Origin of the sequence: Pseudomonas algeriensis, from assembly GCF_048847255.1 — a bacterium.
Taxonomy (GTDB): Bacteria; Pseudomonadota; Gammaproteobacteria; order Pseudomonadales; family Pseudomonadaceae; genus Aquipseudomonas.
Window position 1 is genome coordinate 171,183 of record NZ_JBKKRK010000004.1, and the last position, 13,673, is coordinate 184,855.

The following is a 13,673-nucleotide window of genomic DNA, read 5'->3' on the forward strand; positions in this document are numbered from 1 at the left end:
CACAGGGTAAAGGTGTGTCCTTGGCATGCAGGAACACTTTTTGCTGCCAGATGTGATCGCCGCCATTGCATCGGCGTCATTACTGCCTCAATTTAGCGTCATTGCCCGTCAGGCCCTTGCACTTCATGTCATCGACCTCGTTTAGCCAGTCACTGCGTCGCCTTTGGGCGTTGGACAAGTTCAGTTATAGCGTGCGGGTGTTCATCGCCCTGACCGGCAGCATGGGGCTGTGCTGGTACCTGGACGAGATGGCGCTGCTGATTCCCCTGTTTTTGGGCATCATCGCCAGCGCCCTGGCCGAAACCGACGACAGCTGGCAAGGCCGCCTCAACGCACTCGCGGTGACGCTGGTGTGCTTCAGCGTCGCCGCGCTGTCGGTGGAATTGCTGTTCCCCTACCCCATCCTGTTCATCGTTGCCCTGGCCCTGGCGGCATTCGGCCTGACCATGCTCGGCGCACTGGGCGAGCGGTATGGCGCCATTGCTTCGGCGACTCTGATCCTGTCGGTCTATACCATGATCGGCGTGGACCAACGCGGTGGCGCGGTCACGGATTTCTGGCATGAACCCTTGCTTCTGGTGGCGGGCGCCGCATGGTACGGCCTGCTCTCGGTGTTGTGGCACGCGCTGTTTTCGAACCAGCCGGTGCAGCAGAGCCTGGCGCGACTTTTCCGTGAACTGGGGCGTTACCTCAAGCTCAAGTCGTCGTTGCTCGAACCGGTCCGACAATTGGACGTCGAGGCACGACGCCTGGAACTGGCCCAGCAGAACGGCCGGGTGGTCGCTGCGCTCAACAGCGCGAAGGAAATCATCCTGCACCGCGTCGGCAATGGCCGGCCGGGCTCGAAAGTCAGCCGCTACCTGAAACTCTATTTCCTCGCCCAGGACATCCACGAACGCGCGAGCTCGTCCCACTACCCCTATAACGCCCTGGCCGAGGCCTTCTTCCACAGCGATGTGCTGTTCCGTTGCCAGCGTCTGCTGCGCCAGCAAGGCAAGGCCTGCCAGGCATTGGCCGAGTCGATCCAGCTACGCCAACCGTTCGTCTACGACGACAGCTTCGCCGAAGCCTTGAATGACCTGCATGCGTCCCTTGAACACCTGCGCATCCAGAGCAACCCGGCCTGGCGTGGCTTGCTGCGCTCGCTGCGGGCGCTGTCGGTGAACCTGGGCACGATGGACCGCCTGCTCAGTGATGCGAGCAACCCCGACGCCCTGGCCGATGCCTCCGACAGTAGCCTCCTCGACCGCTCGCCGCGCAACCTCAAGGACGTCTGGCTGCGCCTGCGCACACAGCTCACGCCCACTTCGCTGTTGTTTCGTCACGCCCTGCGCTTGCCCCTGGCCCTGAGCGTCGGCTACGCCATGGTGCATCTGATCCACCCTTCCCAGGGCTACTGGATCATCCTCACCACGTTGTTCGTCTGCCAACCCAATTACGGTGCCACCCGGCGCAAGCTCGGCCAGCGGATCATCGGCACCGCCATCGGCCTAACGGTGGCCTGGGCGCTGTTCGACCTGTTTCCCAACCCGCTGGTGCAATCGTGCTTCGCCATCGTCGCCGGAGTGGTGTTCTTCACCAACCGCACCACGCGCTACACCCTGGCTACCGCCGCCATCACGATCATGGTGCTGTTCTGCTTCAACCAGGTCGGGGACGGCTATGGACTGCTTCTGCCACGGTTGTTCGATACCCTGCTGGGCAGCCTGATCGCCGGGCTGGCGGTTTTCCTGTTCCTGCCCGACTGGCAAGGGCGGCGGCTGAACAAAGTCCTCGCCAATACGCTGACCTGCAACAGCATCTATCTGCGCCAGATCATGCAGCAATACGCGGCCGGCAAGCGCGACGACCTGGCCTATCGCCTGGCCCGACGCAACGCCCATAACGCCGACGCCGCGCTGTCCACGACGCTGGCGAACATGCTGATGGAGCCCGGGCACTTCCGTAAGGAAGCCGATGTCGGGTTCCGCTTCCTGGTGCTCTCCCATACCCTGCTCAGCTACCTGTCGGGCCTGGGCGCCCACCGGGGCACGGAGTTGCCCACGGACGTGCGCGAGTACCTGATCGACGGCGCGGGGGTGAAACTGGCCACCAGCATCGACGAAATCGCCCAAGGCCTGGCGAGCAAGCAGCCGATTGCAATCCAGAGCGACGAGGAAGAAACCCTCGCCAGCGAGCTTGAGCAGATGCCCGATGAAATCGACGAAGGCCAGCGCCTGGTGCAGACGCAACTGGCATTGATCTGCCGCCAGTTGGGGCCGTTGCGCACCTTGGCGGCGCATTTGATCAAGGACACCAGTGAGGCTTGAGTGTTGCGGTGGCCAAACCAGCCCCTTCGCGAGCCTGCTCGCGAAGGAGATCAGCCACGCTGCGGTCTCACATCCCGTGCGCCTTCAATAGCCGCTGATAACTCCCATCGGCCTTCATCGCCGCAATCTCGCGATCGAAACCGGCCACGATCCGCTCATGCTCGGGGGTCTTCAGGCTGACCAGGATGTGCAGGCTGTTCTCGCTCAGGGGCTTGGGCAGGAATTCCACGGCATTGCGCACCTTGGGGGATTCTCGAGCCAGGTAGTAACGGGCGACGTATTCGTCTTCCAGGGTCAGCTTCACCCGGTCGGCGGCCACCATGCGCACGGCCATCGCGAAGTTATGCACAGGGACCTTCTGCATCTGCCCGTCCTCGTCGAACGCCTTGGCATAGGCGTAGCCGCGCACCACGGCGACAGGAAAAGCGTAAAGCTGTTGCAGATTGTCGAATTCGATGGCCGCGTCCTTGCGCTTGATGAAGCGCACGCGATTGAGCAGGTATTCGGCCGAGAACTGGCCCACATGGGTGCGCTCTTCGGCATACCAGGCGTTGATCAACACGTCGTAGCGCCCTTCACTGATACCCAGCATCGCCCGGGCCCAGGGCACCTGCTCGAACTCGCTGGCATAACCGGCCCGTGCCAGTGCAGTGGTGACGATATCGGTGGCCAAGCCGCCATTGATCAACGTCGAATCGGTGAAGGGCGGCCAGGCATCCGCGACCAGGCGCAATTTCTGCGCGTAGACGTGGTGGCTCAGCAACAGCAATCCGACCAAAGCAAGAGCTCGATGCAATCGCGGCATGCCAAACATCCTTGACGGGTTCAAAGCCCGGTTTGTTTTTAGCCGAAACTCAAGGGAAGTCCTGAGACATCCGGTCCTAACGTTAGCTCATCGAAACCGCTGCGCAGTGCTCGAATAAAGATTACACAAAGAAGACGGGACCGCGACACATCCATGATGGCATTTTGGCCTTTTATCACAGTTTTTTCGTCTGATCGCAGAAGAGACTTCCGACGCAAGGGCGCCTAATATCGGCATCAGGTTCTCAAGGAAATTCAAAAAATGGATATCGACTGGGTCTGCAAACATCACAACGACCTGAACAAGGAACAGCTGTACGCCATCCTCAAACTGCGCGCCGAGGTGTTCGTCGTAGAGCAGAACTGTGCCTATCCGGATGTCGACGGACTGGACCTTGAGGGCGACACGTGCCACCTGATGGCTTGGCGCGACAACCATCTGGTCGCCTACCTGCGCTTGCTCGATCCACATTCGCAAAACAGCGATGTGGTGATTGGTCGGGTGGTCATCGCGCCCGAAGCACGAGGCCAGGGGTTGGGACACGCGCTGATGGAACACGCCCTCAAGCAGGCGGAAAAACACTGGCCAGGTACGTCGATTTCATTGTCGGCCCAGGCGCATCTGCAAGGTTATTACGGGCGATATGGGTTTGAGGCGGTGGGCGTGGAGTACCTGGAAGATGGGATTCCACATATCGGTATGCATCGTCCCTGAGGTCCGCTTCGCGAGCAGGCTCGCTCCCACAAAGGTTGCATTCAAATATGGGAGCGAGCTAGCTCCCGGCGGCGGTCCGACGATGGGGCCAGTAAAACTTCAGGGATACCCAAGCACCGCCTTGATCCGCTCGAGGTTCTGCTCGATCCACCGCCGATCAATCGCCCCCCAGTCACGAATTCGATACTGCCCGGCATGGTTGCGCGCGCCTTGCTGCTGTTCGAACTCACAGATGATGTCCAGGTCCGCCAATGCCGCGACAGTATCCTGCGCGGTACGCCGTGGCATGCCGGTGGCCTCGGTGAGCGCGGGAATGTTGCTGGCCAGGTCGCTGTCGATCAGGTAAGCCACATACAGGCGACGATAGAAGCTGCTCTTGGTCTTGCTGACGTCCATCCACTCATTCCTTGTCTTGTTGCAGGTCGCGCCAGGTCAGGTACACGCGCAAGTCGAATTCCAGCTGGTGATAGCCCGGCAGCATGTGTTCGCAAAGGTTATAGAACGCCTTGTTGTGGTCCGACTCCTTGAAGTGGGCGAGCTCGTGAACCACGATCATCTTCAGAAACTCAGGCGCCGCGTCCTTGAACAACGAGGCAATGCGGATTTCCTTCTTGGCCTTGAGCTTGCCGCCCTGCACCCGCGAGACAGCCGTGTGCAGGCCGAGCGCGCGGTGGGTCAGGTCGAGACGGTTGTCGAACAGCACCTTGTCGATCGCCGGTGCGTTGCGCAGGTATTGCTGCTTGATTTGCAGCGCATAACCATACAACGCCTTGTCGCTCTGGATCGGATGGCGGCCGGGATAGCGCTGGTGCAGGTAGTCGCCCAGCCGATCCTGGGCAATCAATTGCTGCACCTGGGCTTGCAGGGCGGCGGGGTACGCCTGGAGGTACTTGAGCGTGGTCATCGGCCGGCAACAAATCACAAAAAGGTTGCCAGTGTAGCGAATTCAGGCCTGCACCGCGCTCCAGTCGAAGGGTCGGGCAAAGGCATCGGTATCCTCGGCCATCAAGGGCCGCGCCACCAGGAAACCTTGTACATATTCACAACCGTGATCCCTGAGCCACTGGTATTGCGCCGCGGTTTCAACCCCCTCGGCGATCACCCGCAACCCCAGTTGACCGCACAGATCGATCACCGAGGCGGCCAACGCGGCGTCCCGTGGCGAGTCCGGCAAGCGGGCAATCAAATGCCGATCAAGCTTGAGGGTATCGAGCTCAAGATCGCGCAGATGCGCCAGCGAGCAAGGGCCCGAACCGAAATCGTCCAATGCCACCCGCACGCCCAGGTGACGCAGCAGCCGCAACTGCTTATGGGTTTCGTCGGGGTTGCGCATCAACGCATCTTCCGTCACTTCAACCTCCAGTTGCCGGGGCTTCAAGGCATGGCGCTCCAGCACCTGGCGTAATTCGGTGACCAGGTTCGGCATGCCGAACTGCGTACTGCTAAGGCTCACACCCAGCACCAGGTCATCCGCGAACATGCGTTCCCAGACTTTGCGCTGGGCCGCGCTGCGATGATAAATCCAGCTGCCCAGCCGGCTGATCAACCGTACCTCCTCAAGCAACGGCAGGAACAAGCCTGGCGGCACGTCGCCGACGCTTGGATGCTGCCAGCGCAACAGCGCTTCGAAGCCGCGAGTGCGCCCATCGCGAATGCTGACCTGCGGCTGATAGACCATGTTGAAATCACGGTTCTCGATAGCCGAACGCACGCTCTCTTCAAGCATCAGCCGTGAACGGGCTCGACCGTTCATTTCATGGTCGTAGAAACGGTATTGCTGGCGGCCGGCACGCTTGGCTTCGTACATGGCGATGTCGGAGGCGCGCAGCAAACCGTCGAGGTTGGAGCCGCAGTCCGGATAGGTCGCGATACCAATGCTCGCCCCCAGCGTCACGTCCATGCCGTCGATCTGCTGGCAGACCGAGACCCGCTCGATGAGCTTTTCGGCAATCTTCGCCGCCTGCTCAGGCAGTTCCAGATCCAGCAGCGCGGTGAATTCGTCGCCCCCCAGGCGCGCCAGGATGTCGAACGGACGCAGGCACGTCTTCAATTGCTCCGAGACCCAGCGCAGCACCCGGTCACCGGCATCGTGGCCCAGGGAATCGTTGACCCGCTTGAATCCATCCAGATCCAGGTACAGCAACACCCAGTTGCTTTCCAGCCGCTCGCTGCGCATCAGCAGGTTTTCCGCCGTCTGATAGAACCCCCTGCGGTTGAGCAGGCCGGTCAAGGGGTCGGTGACAGCCTGGAATTCGAGTTGCTGATGCAGATGACGAACCACCGACATGTCCTGAAGCGTGACAACCATCGCCCTCTGCTCCGCAGGCAATGGCGCGCAGGACAAGGCCACCGACACCTGCTGGCCAGGCGCGGTACGCAACACGGCATCGTGCAAGCGCCAGGTTTCGCCGCGCATATAGGCGGTATGGATGTCGGAATCAAGCCATTCGGGAATGTGGGGTTTCTGCAGGAAATCGAGGAACGCCATGCCTTGCAACCGGTCGGCGGTGGCGTTGAGCAAGCGGCAGGTGGAAGGGTTGGCGAACCGGATGCATCCGTTCTCATCCACCACGAGGATTCCCTCGGCGGCGTTGTCCAGCACCGAGGCATTGAAGGCCCGGGCAGCCTCGAGATCCTGGCTCAGACGCTGCAACGCGCGCCGGTTGCGCTGGTGCTCCAGCAAGGCATGCACCTTGGGCTTGAGGATCTGTGGATCGAATGGCTTGAACAGGTAATCCACCGCGCCACTGGCGTATCCCTTGATGACCGCGTCCTGGGATTGCTCATTGGCCGTCAGGAAGATGATGGGCGTAAGCCGCGTGCGCTGGCTGCCACGCATCAGGCGCGCCACTTCGAAGCCGTCCATGTCCGGCATCTGCACATCCAGCAGCACCAGGTCGATGTCGTGTTCCAGAAGCATGTTGAGCGCCTCGACACCAGAGGCGGCGGTCATCACCCGCCAATCCGGACGCTGCAACAACGCTCGCATGCTGAGCAGGTTTTCAGGGTAGTCATCAACGATCAAAAGGACGGAGCTGTCTTCGCCAAACGGGGGTTGCGCGCATTCCATGCTGCTTCTCTTATCGGGGCGCCATGTCCGTCTTATGGAACAAGGCGGACAACATACAGTGATCTCACTCTAGACCGGGATTTTGAAAAGCAGTAGGTGTCATCGCGCCATCATCCAGACAAAGCCCGAAATAGCCGACTAACGGTCACCCTCTCCAGGCACAGAAACTGCAATGACCTACTCGACGAACAATTGACGTCAAACATTCGCCGACCGGTCAACAACAAAAAGCCCCATCCAGCGTTTCGAGACGCTTCAAAGGGCGGTTTAAAGCCTCCCGACACGGCGTGCACCTTTTACATCAAATACGTAGGAACCTGGACATGATTGATCTCGCAACCTGGAACTTGAGCATCCCCGAAGGCAGCCCGGCGATGACCATCGACACCCCTCGCCTGGCCCAAGGGTTCAAGGACCAATATTTCAACGCCGAAACCGGCACCGTATTCTTTTGGGCGCCAGTGACCGGCACCAAAACGGCCAACGCGAGTTACCCGCGTAGCGAGCTGCGGGAAACCTTTCCCGACGGACGATTGCGCAACTGGCTCTACCCTGCGGCAGATAACACCTTGCGCGCGACCGTGGCGGTCAACCAGGTGCCCAGCACCGGCAAGATCGTGATCGGCCAGATTCATACAAAGGACAGCAACAGCCCGATGGTGAAGCTGGAATACCAATACAAGACTAAAAGTTCCACCGGCAACATCGTCGCCAAAGTGCGCATGCGCCCGGATGACAAGGAGGGCCAGGTCATCACCGTCGCTACCGGTGTGACGCTCAACCGCAACTTTTCCTACATGATCCACCTGAGCCCCAAGGGCGCATTGGGCATTTCCGCGGCGGGTTACAACTGGCGCACCACCATTGACCCAAGCTGGAAAGTCAAACCGCTCTACTTCAAGGCAGGCGCGTACGTGCAAGACAACACCGGTTATGTCACTGAAGGCGGGAAAGTGACGTTCAGCAAGTTGGAAATCAAGCACACCACGCTTTGATCGCCGACCCGCTCCGCCGCCATTGCAGCAGGGACGCTGCGATGGGTTCCCGCCTTCATCCCCCGGTTTCAACAGGCCCATGATGTCTTCACGCAACAAGCGTCAAAAGGCCATCGTGTGATCGTTCCCTCCAAAACCCGATTTCTCGACCAGCGGTCCATTCTCTCGGGCACAAAACCGCAAAACGCCACTCTGACGGTCTGCTGACGCCAACCCTTCGCCGGACGAACGTGCCAATTTTTCGTCCGCGCCTGCGTCTGGCCTCAGCAAAAGCGCGTCTTAGAGCCTCCGGCTGTGGCGTAAATCATTTCTTTTTCTCAGAAAGGATCCGAACATGGTCGATCTTGCAACCTGGAACCTGAGCATTCCCGAAGGCAGCCCGCCGAAAACCATCGAAACGCCGCGCCTGGTGGACGGGTTCAAGGATAAGTATTTCAATTCCCAAGGCAGCACGGTGTATTTCTGGTCGCCGGTGACGGGCTCCAAGACTGAAAATGCGATCTACCCGCGCAGTGAACTGCGCGAAACCTATAAAGACGGAAGGTTGCGCAATTGGGTCTACCCAGACGCCGACAACTTCCTGAGGGCAACGCTCGCCGTCAATCAGGTACCTAGCAGCGGCAAGATCGTCATCGGTCAGATCCATGCCAAGGACAGCAGCAAACCCATGGTCAAGCTGGAATACCAATACAAGGACGACAGCGACACCGGGAACATCGTCGCCAAGGTCCGCATGCGCCCCGATGACAGCGAAGGCAGGGTTATCACCGTCGCCACGGGGGTGAAGCTCAATCGATCCTTCTCCTACCGGATTCACCTCGATCGTACCGGTGACCTGGGCATCACCGCGGCCGGCAACAGTTGGTACACCACCGTCGGCCGCGCCTGGCGCGACAAGCCGTTGTACTTCAAGGCCGGGGTATATGTGCAGGACAACTCGGGCTACACCAGCGAAGGCGGGAAGGTGACGTTCAGCGTGCTGGATATCGATCACAACACCTGAGTTTTCACGTCCTAAAATCTCGTAGGAATTTACACCATGTGGCGAGGGAGCTTGCTCCCGCTGGGCTGCGAAGCGGCCCCTTCTTTCCGCCAGCCCCATCTCATGCACCGGTTTTGCGGGGGCTGCGCCCCCGAGCGGGAGCAAGCTCCCTCGCCACAGGGGGCTGGTGCGTCCTACAGGGCCGATTTTGGCCTTGGGAATCTGCTCTATAGTTCGGTGGGTCTGCTGGCTTTGGTTGGTGGACAAGGGTTTCGCAGCCCACAACAGACAGAGACTTTGCACCGTCAAATGAAAATTCAGGCAAACTCGCCTGCGTTCATTTTATGGCGGTTGCGCGCGGGAGGCCTTCGGGTCTGCCGGGTCTGGTCTCTATCTCGGTCTGCGAACCCGCGCGCAACTGCCACCCGTTTGTTTCGCAGCAAAAAGGTGGCAATGAATTTTCATTTATAGAGGCCGAACCTTATGACGACGCATCAATTACTCAGCCGCTTCACTCCGCTCACCCCGATCGCCACCACCCAGCCCGTCCTGTTCATCGATAAAACCGTCCCACTGACCGAGCTCCACGCCTGCGCCAGCGAACGCTTGCATGCCACGCTCGACTACCTGACGCTCATGGCCTGCGCCACCTTGCGCGACTCGGCTGCTGGCGACTTCAACACCCTAACGAACGTCGCCCGGATCCTCGTCCAAGACGTGACGGACGTGTTCGGTGTCATTGAACAGCGCGGCCTCGAAGACCAATAGAGGTCCCCTGTGTGCGAGCCTGTTCGCGAATCCAAAGCAGTGATATCCACTGACACACCGCGAGCGCGAGCAAGCTCACCTAATCCGCAGGCAAAGTCATCGGACGATAGGAGGTCATGTGCATATTCTTTTGAGCAGAGTAGGATTAAATCCCATCTTACCCAGGAGGCTCATCATGCGTAGCACTCAACAGTTCAGCATCACGCTGCCTAACCAGATGGCTGACGTAGTGAAAGCCAAGGTGGCTGCCGGTGAGTACGCCACTGAAAGCGAAGTCATTCGGGATGGCCTCCGAGCACTGCTAGCTCGTGATCGTGCGTTGGAAAACTGGCTCGTAGGCCAAGTGGCCCCAGCTTATGACGCGTTGAAAACCGATCCCTCGCGAGCATTGAACGTGGACCAGGTGCGCTCCCGATTGGCGGCAGAGCACGAAAATTCCACTGTGAAACCGTGAATGGCTTACACCGTCGAGTTTGCACCGGAAGCCCTTGAGCAATTAGCTGCCCTCTACCGCTACATTGCCACAGCGGCTTCGCCGGAAATGGCCCGTCGGTATACCGACGCCATCGTGACCTACTGTGAAGAACTACAGACGTTCCCGCACCGAGGGAACCAAAGGCACGAGATACGCCCGGGTTTGCGTATCACAAACTACCGTAAACGGACCGTGATCGCCTTTGCTGTTGAAGCCGAACTGGTTTCCATTCTGGGCGTGTTTATGGCGGACAAGACTTTGAGGGCGCTTTGCAGAGTGGACTGGACGATTAAAACCAGCTCACTCTCGAAGCGGCCAACCCAAGCGCCGGCTATACACACAAATCCGCCCCATTAAAAAACCCGCATCACTGCGGGTTTTTCTCACAACGTTGAAGCCTCAGTTGACCTTAGCGTTCAACTCACCCTTCAAATACCGCTGATACATGGCTTCCAACGAGATCGGCTTAATCTTCGAAGCATTACCCGCAGTACCAAACGCCTCATAACGCGCGATACACACATCCCGCATAGCGGTCACGGTCGCGCCAAAGAATTTACGCGGGTCGAACTCGCTCGGATTGGTCGCCATCAACCGACGCATGGCACCGGTAGAAGCCAGGCGCAAATCGGTATCGATGTTGACCTTGCGCACGCCGTACTTGATGCCTTCGACGATTTCTTCAACCGGCACGCCGTAGGTTTCCTTGATGTCGCCGCCGTACTGGTTGATGATCGCCAGCCACTCTTGCGGTACCGAGGACGAGCCGTGCATCACCAGGTGGGTGTTGGGGATGCGCTTGTGGATTTCCTTGATGCGGTCGATCGCCAGTACATCGCCGGTAGGCGGCTTGGTGAACTTGTAGGCGCCGTGGCTGGTGCCGATGGCGATGGCCAGGGCATCGACCTGGGTTTTCTTGACGAAGTCCGCGGCTTCTTCCGGGTCGGTCAGCATCTGGCTGTGATCCAGCACGCCTTCGGCGCCGATGCCGTCTTCTTCGCCGGCCATGCCGGTTTCCAGCGAGCCCAGGCAACCCAGTTCGCCTTCCACCGAAACGCCGCAGGCGTGAGCCATGGCGACGGTCTGCTGGGTGACCCGCACGTTGTATTCGTAGTCGGTCGGGGTCTTGCCGTCTTCGCCGAGGGAGCCGTCCATCATCACCGAGCTGAAGCCCAGTTGGATGGAGCGCTGGCAGACGTCAGGGCTGGTGCCGTGGTCCTGGTGCATGCACACCGGGATGTGCGGGAATTCTTCGATCGCTGCCAGGATCAGGTGGCGCAGGAACGGCGCGCCGGCGTATTTGCGGGCACCGGCCGAGGCCTGGACGATTACCGGGGAGTCAGTCTTGTCAGCGGCTTCCATGATGGCGCGCATCTGCTCAAGGTTGTTGACGTTAAAGGCTGGGACGCCGTAGCCGAACTCGGCTGCGTGGTCCAGCATCTGACGCATGCTGATAAGTGCCATTGTGTGTATCTCTCCCGGTCGAGGGTCGTTAATCGTGCCAGCCTGCCGGAGCGGCGGCGGCTATTCAAGTCATTGCGGATCGGGGGTTGACCCGAGCCGCGTGTTCGGTATCGCTAAACCCAAATATTGACGCGATCCCTGTGGGAGCGAGCTTGCTCGCGATCAGGGCGGCACATTCAACATGACTGTTGCCTGATAAACCGCTATCGCGAGCAAGCTCGCTCCCACATTGGATCTGCTTCCCTATTCAGATCTGTGTGAATCAGATGAATCTTGTCACTCAGCCTTGCAGCCACGCCCAATCAAGTCATTGGTGGCGACCCAATACGCCAGGCCTTCCTCACCCTTGACGTGCAGCGCCAGCATGTCATCGCTGTACAGCGATCCTTCAGCGCCCGGCTCAAGCTTGAGACGGTAGACCTTGTCTGCGCCGCCCAGGCGAACATCCACTTCCTTGCGCGCTGCATCGGTATAACGCCAGAGCACCTTGGCCCCGCTATCACATGTCCAACTCGTCCAGCCTTCTGCAACGGGCTCGGACGATTGTAGAAAACCCAGTTGCGAGCAACCGGCCAACAATGCCAACGCCACAACGGCGACAAAGCCTTTCATCCGTGTTCCTCGGCTGACGGCCGAGCCGCCCGCCATGAGCTAATGAGTCTGACCCGTCAAGGGCAACCATGTTCCTTGACCGGCGCTTGCGTCTCGTATTTATCCAGGCCGTCCGGTCCTGAGCGCTTGTTCAGCACCGGATTGGTCTCGGCCTGCCAGTCAGCTTGGTAACAGCCTTTTTCGGGCGCCGGCACCGTATTATCTGGCGCCGTGCCTTGCGGGCTGCTGGAACAGGCTACCAGCAACGTCGCGGCCATCAGCGCCATGAACGTCTTGACCATCGGAACACTCCTTTGCCTGGTCAACGTCGCCTCAGGCCTTGGCCCGGCTTTCCAGGACTTCCACGGCAGGCAGCACTTTGCCCTCGACGAATTCGAGGAACGCGCCGCCGCCGGTAGAAATGTAGGAGATCTGCTCGGCGACGCCATATTTATCGATGGCGGCCAGGGTGTCGCCGCCACCCGCGATGGAAAACGCAGCGCTTTCGGCAATGGCCTGGGCCAGTACCTTGGTGCCGTTGCCGAACTGATCGAATTCGAACACGCCAACCGGGCCGTTCCACAGGATGGTCTGGGAGGATTTCAGCAGTTCGGCGAAATTGGCTGCGGTTTGCGGGCCAATGTCGAGGATCATGTCGTCTTCGGCCACATCAGCGATCAGCTTCACCGTCGCGGCGGCGCTCTCGGCGAACTCCTTGGCGACCACCACGTCCACCGGCAGGGGCACGCTGACCTTGGCGGCGATTTCACGGGCGGTTTCCAGCAGGTCCGGCTCGTACAGCGACTTGCCGACGGGATGTCCAGCGGCGGCGAGGAAGGTGTTGGCAATGCCGCCACCGACGATCAATTGGTTGCAGACCTGGCTCAGGCTGTTGAGTACATCCAGCTTGGTCGACACCTTGGAGCCAGCAACGATAGCGGCCATCGGTTGAGCTGGAGAACCCAGGGCCTTGCCCAGCGCATCAAGCTCGGCAGCCAGCAACGGGCCAGCAGCGGCGACCTTGGCGAATTTCGCCACGCCGTGGGTCGAGCCCTCGGCGCGGTGCGCGGTGCCGAAGGCGTCCATCACGAACACGTCGCAGAGGGCGGCGTATTGCTGGGCCAGTTCATCGGCGTTCTTTTTCTCGCCTTTGTTGAAGCGCACGTTTTCGAACAACACGACGTCGCCAGCCTTGACGTCGACACCACCCAGGTAATCAGCCACCAGGGGCACGTCACGGCCCAGGGCCTTGCTCAGGTAGTCGGCGACAGGCTTGAGGCTGTTTTCCGCCGAGAACTCGCCTTCGGTCGGACGGCCCAGGTGCGAGCAGACCATCACCGCAGCGCCTTTTTCCAGGGCCAGCTTGATAGTCGGCAGCGAGGCCAGGATGCGCGCGTCGCTGGTGACGACACCGTCCTTGACGGGGACGTTGAGGTCTTCGCGGATCAGTACGCGCTTACCTTGCAGATCGAGGTCGGACATCTTCAACACGGTCATGGG

General features: G+C 60.0%; 15 protein-coding genes. 7 read left to right on the forward strand and 8 right to left on the reverse strand.

What is annotated here, in order from left to right; all coding sequences use genetic code 11:
• Positions 1–125 precede the first annotated feature (125 nt).
• A complete protein-coding gene (gene yccS, locus ACLK1G_RS08130) occupies positions 126–2,309 on the forward strand; it encodes a YccS family putative transporter (RefSeq protein ID WP_420764969.1) in 2,184 nt (727 codons plus the stop codon).
• A gap of 67 nt (positions 2,310–2,376) precedes the next feature.
• Here the strand turns inward: yccS and ACLK1G_RS08135 are convergent, their stop codons facing one another.
• A complete protein-coding gene (locus ACLK1G_RS08135; protein ID WP_420764970.1) occupies positions 2,377–3,114 on the reverse strand; it encodes a substrate-binding periplasmic protein in 738 nt (245 codons plus the stop codon).
• Between the two features lie 261 nt (positions 3,115–3,375).
• On the opposite strand from ACLK1G_RS08135, the gene ACLK1G_RS08140 reads away from it, so the two are divergent.
• Positions 3,376–3,828, forward strand: coding sequence for a GNAT family N-acetyltransferase (locus tag ACLK1G_RS08140; protein WP_420764971.1), 453 nt, complete (start codon positions 3,376–3,378; stop codon positions 3,826–3,828).
• A gap of 99 nt (positions 3,829–3,927) precedes the next feature.
• Here ACLK1G_RS08140 and ACLK1G_RS08145 read toward each other — a convergent pair whose 3' ends face one another.
• Genes ACLK1G_RS08145 through ACLK1G_RS08155 form a run of 3 tightly spaced genes read right to left on the reverse strand, consistent with a single transcriptional unit; the run spans position 3,928 to position 6,898 of the window.
• Entirely contained in the window at positions 3,928–4,224 is a 297-nt protein-coding gene (locus tag ACLK1G_RS08145) for a winged helix-turn-helix domain-containing protein (RefSeq protein WP_420764972.1), read from the reverse strand.
• 4 nt (positions 4,225–4,228) lie between these two features.
• Positions 4,229–4,732: a M48 metallopeptidase family protein gene (locus ACLK1G_RS08150; RefSeq protein WP_420764973.1), complete on the reverse strand. Its 504-nt coding sequence runs from the start codon at positions 4,730–4,732 to the stop codon at positions 4,229–4,231.
• Positions 4,733–4,774: 42 nt separating this feature from the next.
• The gene (locus tag ACLK1G_RS08155) at positions 4,775–6,898 is read right to left on the reverse strand and encodes a putative bifunctional diguanylate cyclase/phosphodiesterase (protein WP_420764974.1); all 2,124 of its coding nucleotides are present in this window, start codon (positions 6,896–6,898) and stop codon (positions 4,775–4,777) included.
• Between the two features lie 323 nt (positions 6,899–7,221).
• On the opposite strand from ACLK1G_RS08155, the gene ACLK1G_RS08160 reads away from it, so the two are divergent.
• The 5 genes from ACLK1G_RS08160 to ACLK1G_RS08180 all read left to right on the forward strand — a co-directional run bounded on the left by ACLK1G_RS08160 (position 7,222) and on the right by ACLK1G_RS08180 (position 10,475).
• A complete protein-coding gene (locus tag ACLK1G_RS08160) occupies positions 7,222–7,893 on the forward strand; it encodes a polysaccharide lyase family 7 protein (RefSeq protein WP_420764975.1) in 672 nt (223 codons plus the stop codon).
• A gap of 334 nt (positions 7,894–8,227) precedes the next feature.
• On the forward strand, positions 8,228–8,896 hold the full coding sequence (locus ACLK1G_RS08165; protein WP_420764976.1) for a polysaccharide lyase family 7 protein: 669 nt from the start codon (positions 8,228–8,230) through the stop codon (positions 8,894–8,896).
• Positions 8,897–9,358: 462 nt separating this feature from the next.
• Complete coding sequence (locus tag ACLK1G_RS08170; RefSeq protein ID WP_420764977.1) at positions 9,359–9,643, forward strand: fructose-bisphosphate aldolase; 285 nt, start codon at positions 9,359–9,361, stop codon at positions 9,641–9,643.
• Between the two features lie 175 nt (positions 9,644–9,818).
• On the forward strand, positions 9,819–10,097 hold the full coding sequence (locus ACLK1G_RS08175) for a ribbon-helix-helix domain-containing protein (protein ID WP_420764978.1): 279 nt from the start codon (positions 9,819–9,821) through the stop codon (positions 10,095–10,097).
• A complete protein-coding gene (locus ACLK1G_RS08180; protein ID WP_420764979.1) occupies positions 10,098–10,475 on the forward strand; it encodes a type II toxin-antitoxin system RelE/ParE family toxin in 378 nt (125 codons plus the stop codon).
• A 42-nt stretch (positions 10,476–10,517) separates the two neighbouring features.
• Here ACLK1G_RS08180 and fba read toward each other — a convergent pair whose 3' ends face one another.
• The 4 genes from fba to ACLK1G_RS08200 all read right to left on the reverse strand — a co-directional run bounded on the left by fba (position 10,518) and on the right by ACLK1G_RS08200 (position 13,670).
• Complete coding sequence (gene fba, locus ACLK1G_RS08185) at positions 10,518–11,582, reverse strand: class II fructose-bisphosphate aldolase (protein ID WP_003177554.1); 1,065 nt, start codon at positions 11,580–11,582, stop codon at positions 10,518–10,520.
• A gap of 276 nt (positions 11,583–11,858) precedes the next feature.
• A complete protein-coding gene (locus ACLK1G_RS08190; RefSeq protein ID WP_420764980.1) occupies positions 11,859–12,194 on the reverse strand; it encodes an MliC family protein in 336 nt (111 codons plus the stop codon).
• 56 nt (positions 12,195–12,250) lie between these two features.
• Positions 12,251–12,475, reverse strand: coding sequence for a hypothetical protein (locus tag ACLK1G_RS08195; RefSeq protein WP_420764981.1), 225 nt, complete (start codon positions 12,473–12,475; stop codon positions 12,251–12,253).
• Between the two features lie 31 nt (positions 12,476–12,506).
• A complete protein-coding gene (locus tag ACLK1G_RS08200) occupies positions 12,507–13,670 on the reverse strand; it encodes a phosphoglycerate kinase (protein WP_420764982.1) in 1,164 nt (387 codons plus the stop codon).
• Positions 13,671–13,673: the final 3 nt, after the last annotated feature.